Consider the following 17,027-nt stretch of genomic DNA (forward strand, 5'->3'; position numbering starts at 1 on the left):
CAAATATAAAATTGCAGAAAGTTGAGATAAATGGTGTTTATACGAGAATATGCGGTTTTAAAAACGGATTAAGTGGAGATAACTATTCCTGCTTTATCACATTTCCTTTACGGTCAATAATAATGGCAGAGTACGAGCCTTTCAAAGTACATTGAAACAAATTTTTATTGATAGGTGTGATGTCTTTGTAGAGCGGAGGAGTAATTGGTTTCCCGTCTTCGCTCATCAAGCCATAGCTGTTGACCATACCATAACAATATAAACCGGTGGGTTCAGATATCTCTATGCCACTATCTGTATATTTACCGGTATCGTAATCTAATCTTGCTATACTGCTATATACACATGGATTTATCATTTCTCCTTTATAAGAAAGAAGCGATTTACTTTCGTCTGTTCTTGTGACGACTGCTGCATCTTTCGTTAACTCTATATAAGCATACTCTGCCGGAATTGCTACATGCAAAGACTCGTCAAGGACACCGTATTTTTTATTATTTCTGAATAATCTTTTACCATATACAGGCGTTTCGATATAATCGAATGAAGGAGCCAATACCCATTCTCCTTTTTGATTGATGATGCCGCATTTCCCTGATCCATCGAACATGCTGCAATAACCGTTGCGGAAAACAAAATTAATATTTTTTGCATTGTCCTTAAAGTAAGGGTATTGAAAACCAATGACTACTTTCCCCTGTTGGTTGATGAAACCGATTTTGTCATTTGATACTACTGCTGCCAGTCCCTCTGCAAAAATCCAGGCATGTGTATATTGTTCCGGAATAGTGACTTCTCCCGTATAGCGGTTGAAGTATCCCCGTTTATTCTTTTTTGAGAATACCACTAATGTGTCCGAATATTGGTCGGAAGCCAACAGCCAGTCTATTTTGTCGATCGTGGTTTTTCCAGTCTTTGAATTGATGAGTTTATACCCGTCTTTTGTTCGCATGGAATAGCATTCACTGCTATACGTATCTCCAAAAGATTCGTATCCTTTATTGCTTTTTATGTATTCTGCAAGGATGACAGTAGTGATGGCACATAAACAAACTACACTGATTGTAGCAAGTATTCGTTTAAAAGTAAATCGTTTCATAGTCATATGTATTATTTTAATTCTTCTCTTTGAACTTCATCCACTCCCTCTATAAGACTGATGAAGCTGATAATATCTTGTAATTCGTTGAAAGAGTGCACGGAGAAATTAATGAAACAATCCACGATTTCGTCTGTTGTCGTTGTGTGCAAACTTTCAATAGAGAGCTTTAACTTATTGGTGATACAGTCAATCAGGTCGCTCAGGAGATGATAGCGATCCACCGCTCTGATATGAATTCGCACCGGATATAAGATTTCTTTGTCTTCTTTGAAGTCAATGGAGACAATGGAATCTCCTTTTTGAGATGCCAGGCGGATGGCGGTAGAACAATCACGTTTGTGGATAGTTACGGATTTGTCATTTTCCGTAAACCCGATAACTTCGTCACCCGGAAGCGGATGGCAAAAAGGGCAACGTTGATATGGTATCTTTTTCATCCGATACAGATAAGTACGTAAATAACGTTTGGCTTTGTACGTTAATACGTGGTTGACCCAATCAGGTTGTGGATGTGTCTGTTCGTTTGCTCCGATTTCCACACAATCTCCGCGGTGAAGTACGGTTTTGACAGAACATAGTTTTCCGTTGATGCGGGCATATTGGGCATGTTCTCCCAAACGGCTATGTATCTCGAATGCGAAGTCCAGAGCCGTGGCACGTTGTGGTAATATGATTGGTTGGCCTTTAGGGGTAAAAACCATAATGTCATCATTATAAAAAGATGAGACTACGTTTTCAATAAACCAACCATCCTGACTGTGATAAGCAATATCTTGCAGAACGAACTTGAACTTCTCGATCCACTTCTTGATATTACTTTCTGAGCGACTGGCCACGCAACCGAACTGTGAATAATAAACCATTCGTTCACTGCTGATATGTATTTCTTCCCAGGTGCCATGTTCGGACAGTAACTTCACATGAAAACTTTGATAACCGTTTTCTTTGGGCGAGTCTATATAGTTGGCAATACTACCCGGTTTTTCTTTAAATGTATCTGTCAATAGCGAGTAAATCTGCAAGCACAGATTCTTTTCCGACACTTCTTCCTTGTCGGGAAAAATAATCTGGATGAAATGTCTGTGGGCCAGATGCTTGAAGTCTGTGTGTGATTTATTTATCTTACGCCATAGACTATAAGGCATTCTATACCGTACTTCTATTCTCACTTGGATATTATGCTTTTGAAGAATACTCTCTATTTTATTTGTGAGAGCTGTTAGTGCGGCATCATTATCTGCTTTGTCTTGCTGAAGCAGTTCCACAAATTGCGCATATTCGTGTGGGCAGCGGAAACGGAAACTGAGATTTTCCAGCTCTGTTTTTATATCATACAGTCCTAAACGGTTAGCTAATGGAGCGTAGAAATAGTCCGTTTCACCCGCTATCTTCATTTGCTTATCGGGCTTCATACTGTTGAGCGTACGCATGTTATGCAGGCGATCGGCTAACTTTATCAAGATGGCACGTATGTCATAATGAACTGAGTCGAGCATCTGTTTGAAATTATCCAATTGTTTGGACATTTCGTAATGCTCTTTCTTCTGTTTGGTCACTACACGCACTAAGAAAGCAACATCTTCACCGAAGAGTTTTTCTATGTCTTCCATGGTGTATGATGTATCTTCCACTACATCGTGCAGGAAAGCGGCAATAACGGGATTGGCTCCCAGACTGAGTTCTTCGGCAACGATACGGGCCACTGCTATCGGATGGATGATATACGGTTCTCCGGTTTTGCGCGTTTGCTCCTTATGAGCCTCGTGAGCCAGTTGGTAAGCAGCTCTAATCTGTTCCATTTCTTGGGGTGTAACCCGTTGTTCCATCGTATGGAAGAGATTTTCCACACGTTCTTTTATCAGCTTTTCGTAATCTTGTTTCATAGTACTTATGGATAATGGCGTTTATAAAGTTATCACTTGCTTTCTTCCTAGTCAAAGACTGTCTTAGTCTGATCGTTTTTTTACTTCCGGTAAGGTGTCGTTTCGCCGAGATACAAGTCATCAGCAATATGTAATATTACATCATGCAGTTCCAAGTCATTTTTGTAGAACTGGGGGATGGCATCGTAACCAATGGCAGCGCCTAACAAGTTCCCGGTTACAGCACCTGTAGAATCACTGTCACCTGTATGATTTACAGCTGCAATCATGGCCTTTTCGAAGTTTTCAAAATAGCTCAAAGCACAGTAGATGGCTATAGCGGCGGTTTCTTCAGCCACCCATCCGCCACCTAATTCGTCTTCGATGGCACGTACATCATCTGTTGAAATATCTGACAGGAGGATAGCTTTCTTTATTAAATAAATAAATTGTCCTACTTCTTCGGCATGGTTGCCAAACATTTGCTGCACTGACTCCAATCCTTCCCTGATATAATTCTTGAATGTCTCCTTCTGCGGATGTTCATCGGTAGCCAGACGATAAATGACATGGGCAGTAAAGGCTGCCGGAATAAAACCTAATGGATGTTGGTGGGTAAGCTCTGCTGCGTCTGCCGCAAGGCGGTCAATAGCATCTATATCCGATATTCGTCCTTGGGCTACACCATATAAGGGGATGGGGGCGATGCGCATAACACCACCACATCCTTTACTGTTATTATGGAAGTTTTTTCCTGCCATAATATAAGAAAGAGCAGTGAGACAAGTATTGCCGGGGGCTCTGCGTTGATTCAGTTCCGGAATATCCCCGATCCAACATTCATTAAAACGTTTGTTCCTCCTACCTGATTGCGTATAATACCATTCTATGTAAGCTTCACAAATACTATGTACAGGAGTGCTCCCCTTTTCTTTTGCATTCAAAATGCCACAGGCTGTAAACAGTGTCATTTGTGTATCATCAGAAATCCAGGCCTTTTCGGCAGAATTGTCTTCGTTCCTCCACCATTGCCTGATATCAAGACGGGTAATTCCTGCATTTCCATATTTTCTTTGAATAGCTGCAGAATCTAAAAATTCTACAGGATAGCCTAAAGCATCACCTATGGCTCCACCTATCAATGAACCACGAATTCTGTCTTTTTGTATTTTCTCGTCCATAATATTGTTTCTTTCTTGTTTTTATATAGAGATACCTGTTTTCCTTCATTCTATCACTTCGATTAAATTTAATGTAATTCAAGCGATAGGTTTAATGAATTTTTATCGAATGAAATATCAGATATTTCTGCATGTTCACACACTTCTTTCAATTTTTCTATATTTTTCTGATGGATATTAATACGTTTTTCGGTTGTTATAATTTCTATACCACTTGGTATTCTGTCTTGTAGGTGTGCGACTGCACCTGCGATTAACAATGATACGGACATGCTGCACTCATATCGATGGCTTACTAAGAAAACTAAAGTAAGGTTACATCAGAGCGTAACTTTACTTTCTATAATTATACTATATCAGTTTAAAGATCAGTTTGTTGTGGCTTATTCTGCTATAGCACCTCTGGTAACACTGGTATTAAAGTATAATATATGGCCGAAAATAGGTAATAAAATGATCAGTATGCTTGAGCTTACGGAATGCCATATTATCCCGTATAAGCATTTTATTGCTCTTTAGTGTATTATTGATTCTAATGTTTTGAGAGATTGTTGTAATTGAGCAATCTGTGAACGGAGTAATTGTTCTTTTTGTTGTTCTTCTGCAATTTTTTTATTAATTATGTGGTTATACTTTGAAGCAAATAGTGGTTTTATTTTCTCCATTTGCTCATTCAAATTGGTATTCGCTTCTGTAATCTTTTGCATATAATAACTTTGCATTTTCTCGATGTTTATTTCTAATTGACGTCGCACTTCATCTTTCATCTCTTGCTTAATTGTTTGCAGTTTCTTAAAGACACGAAAAAGAGGAGCAGTTGTTAGATTCCACTTGCTAAAGTTTGATTTATATTCCCTTTGCCATGAAGGCTTATTTTTCAATTTAAAAGTGAAGTCTAAGGCTGTTATAGAGAATGTTGAAGAAAACAAATTTCTAAATGAGTCAAAGTTGTTTTCGTGAAATGATATCAGTCCATTTAATTCTGAAGAGAATGCATTATAGCAATCTTGAAAACATGATTGCCCATAACTTATAGTGCTGCCTTCATCCATGACTCCTTGTGCTTCATTCTTAGAATCAGCTTGGTCTATTTTGTTACACACATATCTTTCAAAATCCATTTGCTTTTTATACCAAAGATTTTGTAATCGAGCTTCAGTAAAACTGAAGTTTTCGTCAGCGTCTTCTTTTTTAAAGAAGTTGGCCATAAATTGATTTAGTGGGATAGTTTGTAACCTTTTTAATGTGGCCAAGTCGGTTTCAAGTTGTATCTGTTTTTTTGATATCTCTTTCATCAAATTTGCATTAAGCGACTTGATAAACCTATTCAAAGTTCCACGAATAGCATCATCTTTGCCTGCGAGAATCTCATTAAACATTCTTTTAGTATCTGAATCAAATTCAGATGAAAGCATAAACCTGTCTTCGCTGGAAAGATGTTCAAGCATTCCTGTTCTTTCTATCAATCCCCTTTCCTCAAGAGATAAAAGAGTAGGAGCTAAAATAGTTTTAGGATTCTCTATACCAAAAAATGCATCTAATCGAGAATTAACCCATTTAATAAGACTTCTGCGTTCAACATCTTTTCGCAACAATTCTACTTTTGTTATTAGGAAGAAGCATTTATCTATACAAGGTAATAAGTTATCTTCGATAAAACCAGATAGAGTTTGTGAAAAAGGTGTATTGGATGGAATTATCACCATTGCCAAGTCGCATTTCTCAGATATAGCACGTTCAGTAATTGTTTGGTGATTAGGATTTAGTGAATCTGTGCCAGGAGTATCTAAGATTACAATACCATTTTTCAAAAAATCAGAAGGATGGTATACGACAGCTTCATCCAGGTCCTCGGATGCGTCATCTGATGTTGTTACTACATCAAAAATTCGAAGTAATAGTTCATCTTTTTTGTTGCCACCTAATAATCCTACAACTTTCAGCTTTATTTTTTCACCGATAGATAGCTTTTTATAAACCTCTGGCAGATACTTTTCAATTAGCGACAATTTATTATTACTGTACCTTAATGACTTTCCATTCTTATACTTGAGTTCAAGATCGGCGGTTTCTGCATACTTAATTGCAGTTATAGTTGTAGTTGTGCCTTGAAGTGAATTTGTGACAAAATAATCCGCACCTATTAATGAATTAATCAATGTTGATTTACCACTTGAAAACTCACCAACTATACCGACATATATATTGGAATCTTTTGATCTTTGCTCAATCTTTCTTAACCGGTTCAAATATGAGTCTTTATTTATCTCAGGTAAGAGACTGTCTGAGATGATAGTGTGGAGTGTATTAAGCGTTGACAATAAATCCATAGTAACTCTTTTTAGATATGTTTCAATGGAAATTGAAACAGTGTTATGTAACAATTATTCCTCAGCAAGTAAAACAGAACTAATAGATTTTTTGTATTTATCAAGTTGAGTTATATAAGCATCAATTAATGTGTAGATATTTTTTTCTTTATGAGTAGAAATATAGGATGTAGCTACTGGATAAACAATAGCCATTGGCGCTAAAGTAAGAACAGCTGTACTAAGCATTCCTAAAGCCATACCTTTCGCTGCTATGAATCCAAGGGCACCTGCTCCTCCAACTGCGACATATTTCATACCAGATGAGATTTCATTATTTAATCTTTCTTCGGTCAAAACCATGTCTTTGGTCAGAAGTTCTTTTATTAACTTACCTTTCCGAGGCTGGTTTCTGATAACTTCATCTAACCAGCGACCAAAAGAACCATATTCTGAAGTTAAGGTTAGAACCTTATCAGAAAAAATAAGCTTTACTAACGGATAGGTTAGCGTTTGCTTTCTTGATTGCCCAATAAGGTCTCCCTTAAAAGAAGTAACAAAACCATCCCAAAGTTTCTCGAATTGTTGAATATCAGCCATAAATGTTATGTTGTTAAAAGTATTCACGAGGCTATGCTTTTTTATAACCCCATGAATACATGAATGTTATTTGGAATCTGTCAGTTCAAAGATGAAATCCGTAAGTTGTCCATTAAGTGTTTGAATTTTCGTTTCACACTCATTTATAACAGAGTTGCGACGGTCAATATTTGCCTGACCTCTTTCCATCTCCTTAATGATGCTTTCAAGTTGACTTCTCACACTATTGATTTCTGTATCTACAGCACTTGCTGCATTGTCTGCCATTTGTGTGAAAGATTTGCTGACTTTAGATACTGCATCATCGGCTTTACTTGTAGCTTCATCACTAATTGATGAAACAATAACTTCAGAAACTTGTTTCTTTACACTTTCAATACTAGCAGCACCACCAGAATAAATACCGCGCCAAATCAGAGCGACAAGAGCTGCAATTCCTATGATAGGATTCGTAATGCCAAGTAAGAGAATGCCTGTTCCTACTCCAAGATCTAGTGCGAAGTTCTTTATAAAGTTTTTCGTATTAAATCCATTAACCATGACTTCTGCTCCACTTCCGGCCCCAACAAATAAGCACAAACCAGCTCCAACTGCACGTTCCCATCCAGAAGCTCCTTTTACATCTACTGAATTACCTGACATCTGTACGTAAATATCATCTATAGCCTTATAAATTTGCTCCAAGTCTTTCCCGCTCCTTTCAAAAATATCGTTAGCCTTTTCTTTTATTATTGGTTGAAGAGTTTCGTTATTCCAGGCAGAAAACTCTTCTTTTATTTTACCTGTTATGTAAGCTACTATTTCATCAGCAAGTTTTTTGAGTTTGCTTTTTGAAGCTAGTCCAACTTTAGTACTGGGGGTATACTCTTGCACCCACGCTGGAATCTTATATGCGAGTTCTTTGAAATAACCAACAATAGTTCTACGTAAGTCATTTTGACAACGTTCAATACGTAATAGCATCTGACTATACATTTGCTGTTTCTGAGCCTCCAGGTCTGTCAATTGAGGTTGCACGATAGCATAGCGTTTCTTCAGTGTATCAAGACTGGTAGAAAGCTGTGCTCGTTGACTTGGAATGACTTTATAGAGTGCTTCTTTTGCGAGTATATTGCTGAGTTCTCTTGCAGGTTGAACAAGTTTAATTCGTCCTTTATCCTTTGTAAGGAACTCTGCCAGTTTGGCTTCAAATGCTGGCATTCCAGAGCCTTGATAAAGATTATCATTATGATTAACTTTTCCCTCAACAGCCTGCAAGGCAGATACGCAATAGACTGGATTTGTAGTAAACTGATCCACTTTCTTCTCAATAAATGCCTTAATCGATTCTCTTTCGCGCTGAGCAATACAGTCTATCCGATTCGCAACAAAAAACATGTCATCAAATCCTTTGGCAACTAATATATCTTCTACAGTTTCCATTTCATTCTTAGCACATGCTTTAGTTGCATCGAGCAAAAATATGATGGCATCTGCCTTATCGAGGTACTCTAAAGTTACTTTTGTTCGCTCATCGGCTTCATTTAGTCCCGGAGAATCAATAATTTCAACACCTTCTTTCAATAATGGAGATGGATAGTAAAGTTCTACCGTTTTATAGGGGCTCATAAGTGATATCTCATCAGGATCTCCATCAGTTGGAATGACAACATACTTATTTATTTCGTCGTATTCAATATCCATTGGTGGGACATCCTTCATACCATGTGATTGCATGTATCTGAGTGTAGCTTCCGGAATACAATCCAATAGTCTACCAGGTAATGGATTGCAGAAGTGGAGTACAGCTCGCTTTTCTGTTCCATACTTTATTTCGTTAATTACTGCTGTACATGGTAGTGCCTGAGTTGGAAGAATATCCTCACCCAAGAGGGCATTAATAAATGTAGATTTTCCATTTTTGAAGGTACCAACAATCTGTATCTTAAATGAATCATTATTTACCTTTTCACTCAATTGCTTGAGATTATCAGCAAATTGAGGCATAGCAAGGTCTTTAATTATTGTAGAAGACTCGCCAAGCATTTGTGCAAGGTTACTTCTCTTCTCCTTGAACCACGCATATCCTTGATAATTATCTGTACACATTGCATTAAAGTATTTCTAATTAAACTGTTTCTTTAATATTTCAATTTTTTCAAGATGCATTAATACACTTTTTGCAGTCTCCTCGTTTTGGGGCTTATTAGTATCTCTAATTAATGTACGCTGGGTCTGCATCCACTTTCTTTCACTATTGAGAGCTTCGGATATAATATCATTATATAGCATTTTTATCTTCACAATGCAGTCACTCGATGCTTCCTTCACTATATTGGGAATTGTATCTGCAATAATCTTTTTCACCTGCTCTTTTTGCTTTTCAGCTTTCTTTGAGAAAACAGTGTTAGCTAACATATTTGCACCTGTACCTAGCCCTAGTGTTGCCAAAGGAATAAAGCCACCGCAGGATGCTAATGCAAGTGATGCTCCTAAGGTTATGGCTACAGTAGTTAAAGTAGTCTGAGTTCTTCTTTTTGTCAAATCATCAAGTTGAACGCTTTTTTCATTTAAGTCGATAAAGAATGATTCTTTTGAATCTAATCCTCCTAACTCAAGATTCATAGCCATCTTAAATTGATTTGACAATTGATTATTCAGCCAACGTAAATCATTTGATACATGCTTAGCTGTAATCGAATCCAATGTTAAAGAAACTGCAGCGAGTTCTGATTTAACTCTATAGGAATACTCTTTCTCTACCCATGATTTGGCTGAGGGCATTCTGTCTACCTCATGTTGAAGTCTCTCAATGATTGTTGCACCGCATTCATCCACTTTTTCTGTGAATTCATTCACACATTTATGACAGCGATTTACCATCTGATCGCGCAAATCTTGCCACTGTTCATGAACCTTTGATAATGCTATTAGCTTTTGATTGATAAGATTTTCTCTCTCATCATCTTTCGCCATAATGAGTTGCTTTTGCTGAAGCAGAACTCCATGTGCTATATTAAGTACATTCTGGACATTTGACGTGAGCCATTGCTCGGTCAAATTGGCTCTATTCTCATTTGAAAGCCATATTTTTAGAAGAGCCTTGAGTTTATCTACACCCACAATCGATTTAAACTCATCTGTAGGCATTTTGACATTGTCATCTGCAACCACAATAGGCAAATTCATCTTGAGGGAGGTCAATTTTTTCCTTATAAAACGAACTACATTATCCCGCTCTTCAAACTTCACCTCATCTAATTTCGTGATGACCAATGCCATAAATGGAATTTTAGTCGAGAGGATTTTCTGCTTTATAAAAGACTGTTCTGTCAGGCTTAATGGACTTGCTGCAGAGACAGCCATAACTGCAGCGTCTGTACACATTAAAGCTTGACCAATAACTTTTGCTCGTTTTACCTCCAAATCGCCTGCTCCCGGAGTATCCAGAATATCAATTGGATAATTCTTTAACCAATTGTTTTTCATAGAGATAAGAACCCTTCCTTCAGGCTCTTTTTCTCCAAAGTTAGATGCAGTAAGACCTTCCCATGATTGTTTGCAAAGTGAAAGCTCTTTTGATTTGTTTTCTTTCGGACTCCACACAGTCATCTTTGGCTCTCCATAAGTAATGCGAGTAAGGAGAGCTGTAGTCGGAAGATCTGAAGTTGGAAGAATATCCGTATTCAACAATCTATTAATCAGTGTGCTCTTACCTCTATTAAATTCACCAACAAAAGCTATAGTAAATCTTTCTTCAAGTACTTTATTGTATAAATGAATTATTTCTGTAGCAAGGGGTGCCATACCTATTGCTTTCAGAGATTGTACCGCGTTCTTAATACTATCAATCAAATTCTTGCGTAATTGTACTCGATTGATATTACAATTTTCTGTTGGCTTAACATCCTGATTCATTGTTCCCTCTTGTGGGATGGCTTCTTTGTCTTCACAAGGTGCATGCTGTTGCTTAATAACAGAGGCCGTTGGTGTTACAAAAAATGATTTATTCTTAATCTTGTTCATGATTCACACCATTTAAATATTTGTTATAGAACTCAGAATTTATAAATCTATACATAGGAAGCAATGATGGTTCTAGGATAGTTGACAGATGCTGAATCATCAACTTCTCATCATTGAGTGAATAATCAGAATCATCAATCAAGAATTGAACTACTTTATCATAATCCCTTAACGTGCTACTCTTAAGGTTAGCATATTGTTCTCGATTGAGATTCTTTACTGCATCGTGACGAAACAATCCACATGCCTTCGCAAAATCAACTTTTGCAAAAGCTTGATCACATGATAGGTCTTTAAACTGAACGACCTGTTTATGAGGTAGAGAATATTCAATGAGATATCTTATAGGGAAAACTAATGTTTTATCTGTTTCTCCGGTTATTTTATATCGAAGGAATGGTATGGTTGCACACAGATTATCATTCTTAATGGAAAGAATGGGAAGACCGGCTACATACCCCATCGGTATAAGGGAACGTACCACAGAACTACTTTTAAGTTCACCCATCAGTGTACTGATTAGTTTACTATTGTCCATGTTATATCGTTTTTTGATTATTAATAATTATGCCCAACAAACAATCATCTGGCTATCACCTGCAGACCATGCATTTTCAAATACCTCAAGAGGAACCATTTCTCCTTTTCCATTAGGGGTTCCTGAATCATTTAATATGACCATCGGATTGTCTTCATCAGAACGATCAATTCCGATAACCTCCACAGCATGGTCTGCTGTTGTTTCCGGAGAGAAGATATTATTCTCTTCGCCATACCAAATTTGTCCGCTATCCACCCCAACGATAATTTTCTTACCATCATTCAGTTCTCTTTCAAGGTCTGACAAATCATTGTCAAACGACACTTGATTGTTTATCTCATAATAATTCAGAAGTTTGTCCATATTTAAAGTTACTGTGCCACCACCATCGGCTTCATTAAACCAACCATTAGTTTCTGCAACTGTAACGAGTTCTTCGATATCAACTTCTTGTCCAGTCAGTTGTTCTATAACAAATTTCTGAGAATAGATAGCACAACGACCTGTATTACCTTGAAACTCCCAATGTTCCATGTCTGAAGCAGGGGTTCCACTAACGAGCTCCTTTGGAGTTGAGGGATCGAAGTTATTTGAACCCTGATATGGGGAACTATAAACTGACGTTGCGTATTCTGGAGCGTCAAAACCAAACTGAGAAGAGAAGTCATGCAATGGATTATAATCCAATACAACAGGTGCTTCCTCAAATGTCGTTCCTGTATGAGATTCCCATACCAATGTCTTATCCGGTAAACCATTACCCGTTGTATCGACAATTTGTTCTCGATATGAATAATCCGGATTGTGATCGTTATCCATATCAACAAATACATCTGTAGTTTGTAGAACCCCTGAATCACTATTATCTGCATGTGTATTAATCACCATATTAGCTTCACCATCACCGGTAAGGTCTATAAAAGTTTTCACGCTATCTGGTATGCCATCTTGGTCATAATCGAACATTTGGATAAAAGACTCAGAATAGCCATCCCCATTTCCATCAAAACTCCCCATCACAGTATCAATAATACCATTATGGTCGCTGTCATCAGCAACCAAATACGTAGATGGATTTCCATAAGGGTCAAAATTTTGGAAACTTTCTGTATGATCAAAGTTCCCATCGCCGTTTGTATCATAGAGAAAGACTAATGAGTTGTCATCCATAACAGCCATCGCATCCTCTATGCCATCGCAATTACTATCAAAAGTATAATAATCTAGCATCTTGTTATATTTCTAATTGTTATTACTTTAATTACAAAGAGAGTCATTTAGTAGGAATCTATCACTCTTTTTTTTAATATGACTTTTTTAGAATTCTTCATTGTAAACGTCTTCTATTGAAATATCTCCTTCATTAAAATTGCATGAATCTGCTGAGGTTTCCGTATGCATGCTCAAATCAGAATTCATCTCGTATAGTTCAGATATTATATCAGAATCTATCTTATTTGAATCAGTATTTGTTAGGCTGAATTCAAGTTCATTACATTCATCTGATGGAGTATATGATTCACTATGAGCATGTGGAATAATCGGTAAATCTTCAGTAGAAAAATATTCTTCTTGACAAACACTTATGTCACCTATCTCATCCATTGAATCAAAATCAATTATATTTTCTCTTTCCAACTCTATTACATTTTGAGAAAATGCATCAAACATGGGTAAGGAATCCAATTGGCATTTTACAAACCAAGTTTCTTCGTTTGATAGATTTCCTTCCATATACGCTCCAAGCATTTCTTCAGAAACGGGTAAGTCATCGATGTCATTAAAACGACTTGTGATTTCATTGAGATTTTTCATACTAATGCCTCCTTTCTAAGTATACTACAGAATTGCGCTTTAGCAAGCTTGTGCTTATTATAATAGTTCGCCATTGTCATACATAAAATTTCGGCGGTTTCTTCATTGGATTTCTCTTCTAAATAGCGAAGTTCAATGAGACGACGATAACGCTTATTGGGCATCATTTTTAGTATTACATGTACATCTTCCATATTTAGAGTTCTAAAATCTGATTCTAAAGAGTAGTCATCCCACTTTTTTTTATCACTATACACTTCTATTTTATCGTTTGAGTCGATTTTTCTTGCAAATAGTTGATGACAATAGTGCTCTGTAACAACTTTTAGCCACATGGTCAACGTACATCTAAAACCAAATCCTGCCAGTTTACATAGTCCGGTTTCCTTGTTTGGATAAAGTATGTAGACATATATTTCATTTATAAGTTCTATAGGAGTATCACAGTCCGTATAATACTTATTATAAACGGTATAGAACATCGGATAACATTTTTTGTATAAATATTCTTTCGTAATGAAAGTATCCCGATTTAGAATTGCAGAAACTATCTCTTGGTCGGTGTACTGGTTTATCTTCATCGTTTGCATATTATATTTTCTATAAACTGAGGACATGTATGTTGTTGCCACCCAATACAGCCCTTTAACTTCAACTATTACTCTCTGTTGCCTTTCTGCTTTCGCCACTCTTCCTTCTATTTTTTATCTAACAAAATTTAATCTGGCAGTAAATATACCAAGTAGAGTATTTTACTATCGGAATAGTTTTGTACAGTAAAAAAACGACGATTTTAGAGATAGGTACTATTTTCTTCCAAAAATATTGAAATACTAAATAAAAGAAAAAAGGAGAATACGGTATTTATTACTGTATTTGTGAAAACATGTCTTATTGTGTCTAAAATGAGGATTATCCTGTTGAATATTCTTGTAAGATTGGGATTTGAAGTGTATAAAGACTCTCAATAGGCTTTGCTAATATCTTAATTTTTCCCCTTTCTTTGTTGAAATCAGGTTGGTTTGAAGAAAATTGGGCATGAATTTGGGATAATGATAGATTTTAATATGTTGGAACATTGGCTATTCTTTACTTTTATGTCCTTTGTTTTATGTTGATGCACATCTGTGGAGTACGTCCTTTATTGTTGTGAAGCAGTATACCTATCATTTGTAGAGTATGTGTTCTATAATTGTGGTTAATGCCAAAATATTAACTGTAAACACAGTAAGTATGCAGAGTTAACCCGATAAACACATGCAAGCTCTACCTCGAACTAATGAATGCGAGCAATAAATGGAATGAAGCGTGGCAGAAATTACTGAAATCCGAAATCTTTAGCACTATTTTGAGGAGGAAAAACGAGAAAACTAGAAGGTCTCGAAACATTCGTTTTATCTGGGTATTTGACTTTAATGATAAGAAAATCAGTGATATATTCTTTTTTCAGCCAAGTGTAGGTAAAAGTGGATATAAACTTTATATAACGATTGAGCTTTTTTCTGGAAAATTTGATAGAACTATGGTTATATTTCATTGAAAATCATTATGTTTGTACGGATAAATAGCTTAATTGTAGTACTATGTGGAAGATAATGTGGACTGAAAGACTACTATGCATTGTAGTAATAGCATTTATTGCTTTAACTGCTTGTACACCTCGTGAACAAAAAAATGAACAGGATGAAATGCAGGCATTTGAAGATTTTTTTGCTGCAAATGGAGACTCTGTATCCATTGCTCCCCGGAAAGTACGTACACAAACATTGCAGAAAATGCAAGAAGTTAGAGATAGCTTAGTGCGTTATAATTATCTGGCAGTAGCATCTAAAACTTGTTTGATGTCTTCCGATATCGATTCTGCCCGACTTTTGATACAACAGGTTGAAGATTTTACAGTGAGGCAGCCCATGTCTCCACAACTGGCAGACTTGAGGTCGGAATGCTATAATATGAAGGGAAATATTTATGCACGTACAGGACATATGGACTCTGCAGAAGTATATTTCAGAAAGGCTTATGAACAGCGGATGCACGGTACGAAAGTAGAAGTGCTGCCTGACATTTTGATGAATCTTGCTGATGCCACCAACCGTTTAGGTAAGTTGGATGTAGGAGCGGCTTGGTATAGAAGGGCCTTATTGTTGTGTGATTCGCTAAACATTATTTCTGCCAAAAAGCCACCGATTTATTATGGATTAGCACAGATTTATGTAGCTTTACGCGATTTTGAACAATGTGATTATTATTATAATCTTGCAGCCAGAAGTTATGAAAGCATGCTTCCTTTTGAAAAACATTTCTATCTGAACAACCGGGGTACCTCCTATTATTATCGGGGAGATTATGCAACGGCTATTGATTATTTCAAAAAAGTGATTGATCTTGTGAGAGATTATCCGGATATGGTCTTTGAACAAAATCTGGGATGGCTGAATTTGGGCGATTGTTTCCTGCAAATAAATGAAGCGGATTCTGCTGCTAAATATATTAATAAATGCCAACCGTTTTTTAAAGAAACAGGAATAACGACTGCACTCTATTATATTGATACACAGAATATCGAATTAGCTCTGATTCGAAAAGACTTGTCCAAAGCACAGCGCATATTAACAGAAAGTGTTACCCCATCGGATATTGATCCGGATATGGTGCATATACGTAATAAGTATTTGCAGCAATATTATGAAGAAACGGAGAACTACCGGAAAGCCTATTTCTATCTAAAGGAGAATAATCGAATGGATGATTCCATTCGTAACGAGCGTGTAGAGATGCGTACGGCTGATCTGGCCTTGCGTTATCAACAGGACTCTACAGTGATGGCACAAAAAGTCTTTATCCAAGAAAAGGAGAATGAAGTGCTTGAACTACGGCAGATAAGGATATTTTGGATTGCTCTTACCAGTATAACTCTATTGATTGTAGTCTTTATCTATATGTATAACAAGAAGAAACGTGCCTTGTTGCTTGCCCAGAATCGTCGTACGGTTTCTACGCTTCGCTTGGAGAATATTCGTAATCGTTTGTCTCCTCATTTCATTTTTAATGTGCTCAATCAGGAAATGGCGGAACGAAAAATGGAAGAACAGCAGGGATTATCTTCTCTGGTGAAATTGATGCGTCGTAATCTGGAACTGGCGGAACAATTGTGCGTCACTTTAGCTGAAGAACTGGACTTTGTGAAAACTTATATTGACTTGGAACGCCGTTCATTAGGTGAAACTTTTCATCCGCTGATAGAGATCGGTGAGGAGGTGTATTCCGACCAAGTTTATATCCCCTCTATGTTAATACAAATTCCAGTGGAGAATGCGGTGAAACATGCTTTGAGAGGAAAGAAAGGGGAACGGGATTTGTGGATTATTATTAATCGCCAAGCAAATGGAATTTGTATTAGAATAAGAGATAATGGTGGAGGCTATCGTTTGAATAGCCAAAACAGAGGAACTGGTACGGGGATGAAAGTTATTATGCAAACCATTCAAATCCTGAATATGAAGAATAGGGAAACAATAGATGTTTCTGTGCATAATGTCCTTCTGTCCAATGGTGAAATGGGATGTGAAGTTACCTTCTTGCTACCGGATAAGTATGATTATAAGATTTAAA

The 17,027-nt window shown here is 36.9% G+C and carries 12 protein-coding genes; 1 reads left to right on the forward strand and 11 read right to left on the reverse strand.

Annotation, left to right across the window (positions count from 1 at the left end):
- Positions 1–82: 82 nt before the first annotated feature.
- The 11 genes from HMPREF9447_RS14725 to HMPREF9447_RS14785 form a co-directional block, all read right to left on the reverse strand.
- Entirely contained in the window at positions 83–1,099 is a 1,017-nt protein-coding gene (locus tag HMPREF9447_RS14725) for a WG repeat-containing protein (RefSeq protein ID WP_009130533.1), read from the reverse strand.
- 11 nt (positions 1,100–1,110) lie between these two features.
- Complete coding sequence (locus HMPREF9447_RS14730; protein ID WP_009130534.1) at positions 1,111–2,985, reverse strand: RelA/SpoT family protein; 1,875 nt, start codon at positions 2,983–2,985, stop codon at positions 1,111–1,113.
- Between the two features lie 80 nt (positions 2,986–3,065).
- Complete coding sequence (locus tag HMPREF9447_RS14735) at positions 3,066–4,145, reverse strand: ADP-ribosylglycohydrolase family protein (RefSeq protein ID WP_009130535.1); 1,080 nt, start codon at positions 4,143–4,145, stop codon at positions 3,066–3,068.
- Positions 4,146–4,660: 515 nt separating this feature from the next.
- Positions 4,661–6,475, reverse strand: coding sequence for a dynamin family protein (locus HMPREF9447_RS14750; RefSeq protein ID WP_009130537.1), 1,815 nt, complete (start codon positions 6,473–6,475; stop codon positions 4,661–4,663).
- A 54-nt stretch (positions 6,476–6,529) separates the two neighbouring features.
- A complete protein-coding gene (locus HMPREF9447_RS14755; RefSeq protein WP_009130538.1) occupies positions 6,530–7,054 on the reverse strand; it encodes a hypothetical protein in 525 nt (174 codons plus the stop codon).
- 66 nt (positions 7,055–7,120) lie between these two features.
- Entirely contained in the window at positions 7,121–9,142 is a 2,022-nt protein-coding gene (locus tag HMPREF9447_RS14760) for a dynamin family protein (RefSeq protein WP_009130539.1), read from the reverse strand.
- Positions 9,143–9,157: 15 nt separating this feature from the next.
- On the reverse strand, positions 9,158–11,059 hold the full coding sequence (locus HMPREF9447_RS14765; protein ID WP_009130540.1) for a dynamin family protein: 1,902 nt from the start codon (positions 11,057–11,059) through the stop codon (positions 9,158–9,160).
- A complete protein-coding gene (locus tag HMPREF9447_RS14770) occupies positions 11,046–11,597 on the reverse strand; it encodes a hypothetical protein (RefSeq protein ID WP_009130541.1) in 552 nt (183 codons plus the stop codon). The genes HMPREF9447_RS14765 and HMPREF9447_RS14770 overlap by 14 nt, the downstream gene beginning before the upstream one ends.
- Before the next feature lie 27 nt (positions 11,598–11,624).
- The gene (locus HMPREF9447_RS14775; RefSeq protein WP_009130542.1) at positions 11,625–12,830 is read right to left on the reverse strand and encodes a C39 family peptidase; all 1,206 of its coding nucleotides are present in this window, start codon (positions 12,828–12,830) and stop codon (positions 11,625–11,627) included.
- Positions 12,831–12,917: 87 nt separating this feature from the next.
- A complete protein-coding gene (locus HMPREF9447_RS14780) occupies positions 12,918–13,415 on the reverse strand; it encodes a hypothetical protein (protein ID WP_009130543.1) in 498 nt (165 codons plus the stop codon).
- Positions 13,412–14,104 carry a sigma-70 RNA polymerase sigma factor region 4 domain-containing protein gene (locus HMPREF9447_RS14785; RefSeq protein ID WP_009130544.1) on the reverse strand — a complete coding sequence of 231 codons (693 nt, stop codon included), beginning with the start codon at positions 14,102–14,104 and terminating at the stop codon, positions 13,412–13,414. The genes HMPREF9447_RS14780 and HMPREF9447_RS14785 overlap by 4 nt, the downstream gene beginning before the upstream one ends.
- Before the next feature lie 894 nt (positions 14,105–14,998).
- On the opposite strand from HMPREF9447_RS14785, the gene HMPREF9447_RS14795 reads away from it, so the two are divergent.
- On the forward strand, positions 14,999–17,026 hold the full coding sequence (locus tag HMPREF9447_RS14795) for a tetratricopeptide repeat-containing sensor histidine kinase (RefSeq protein WP_009130546.1): 2,028 nt from the start codon (positions 14,999–15,001) through the stop codon (positions 17,024–17,026).
- Position 17,027: the final 1 nt, after the last annotated feature.

This window comes from Bacteroides oleiciplenus YIT 12058 (genome assembly GCF_000315485.1).
GTDB classification, from domain to species: domain Bacteria; phylum Bacteroidota; class Bacteroidia; order Bacteroidales; family Bacteroidaceae; genus Bacteroides; species Bacteroides oleiciplenus.

What these genes read in the sequence shown, in the direction of transcription:
- HMPREF9447_RS14750 (WP_009130537.1), bottom strand. Translation starts at nt 6,475, where the DNA reads ATGGATTTATTGTCAACGCTTAATACACTCCACACTATCATCTCAGAC.
- HMPREF9447_RS14735 (WP_009130535.1), bottom strand. Translation starts at nt 4,145, where the DNA reads ATGGACGAGAAAATACAAAAAGACAGAATTCGTGGTTCATTGATAGGT.
- HMPREF9447_RS14760 (WP_009130539.1), bottom strand. Translation starts at nt 9,142, where the DNA reads ATGTGTACAGATAATTATCAAGGATATGCGTGGTTCAAGGAGAAGAGA.
- HMPREF9447_RS14725 (WP_009130533.1), bottom strand. Translation starts at nt 1,099, where the DNA reads ATGAAACGATTTACTTTTAAACGAATACTTGCTACAATCAGTGTAGTT.
- HMPREF9447_RS14765 (WP_009130540.1), bottom strand. Translation starts at nt 11,059, where the DNA reads ATGAACAAGATTAAGAATAAATCATTTTTTGTAACACCAACGGCCTCT.
- HMPREF9447_RS14780 (WP_009130543.1), bottom strand. Translation starts at nt 13,415, where the DNA reads ATGAAAAATCTCAATGAAATCACAAGTCGTTTTAATGACATCGATGAC.
- HMPREF9447_RS14770 (WP_009130541.1), bottom strand. Translation starts at nt 11,597, where the DNA reads ATGGACAATAGTAAACTAATCAGTACACTGATGGGTGAACTTAAAAGT.
- HMPREF9447_RS14775 (WP_009130542.1), bottom strand. Translation starts at nt 12,830, where the DNA reads ATGCTAGATTATTATACTTTTGATAGTAATTGCGATGGCATAGAGGAT.
- HMPREF9447_RS14795 (WP_009130546.1), top strand. Translation starts at nt 14,999, where the DNA reads ATGTGGAAGATAATGTGGACTGAAAGACTACTATGCATTGTAGTAATA.
- HMPREF9447_RS14730 (WP_009130534.1), bottom strand. Translation starts at nt 2,985, where the DNA reads ATGAAACAAGATTACGAAAAGCTGATAAAAGAACGTGTGGAAAATCTC.
- HMPREF9447_RS14755 (WP_009130538.1), bottom strand. Translation starts at nt 7,054, where the DNA reads ATGGCTGATATTCAACAATTCGAGAAACTTTGGGATGGTTTTGTTACT.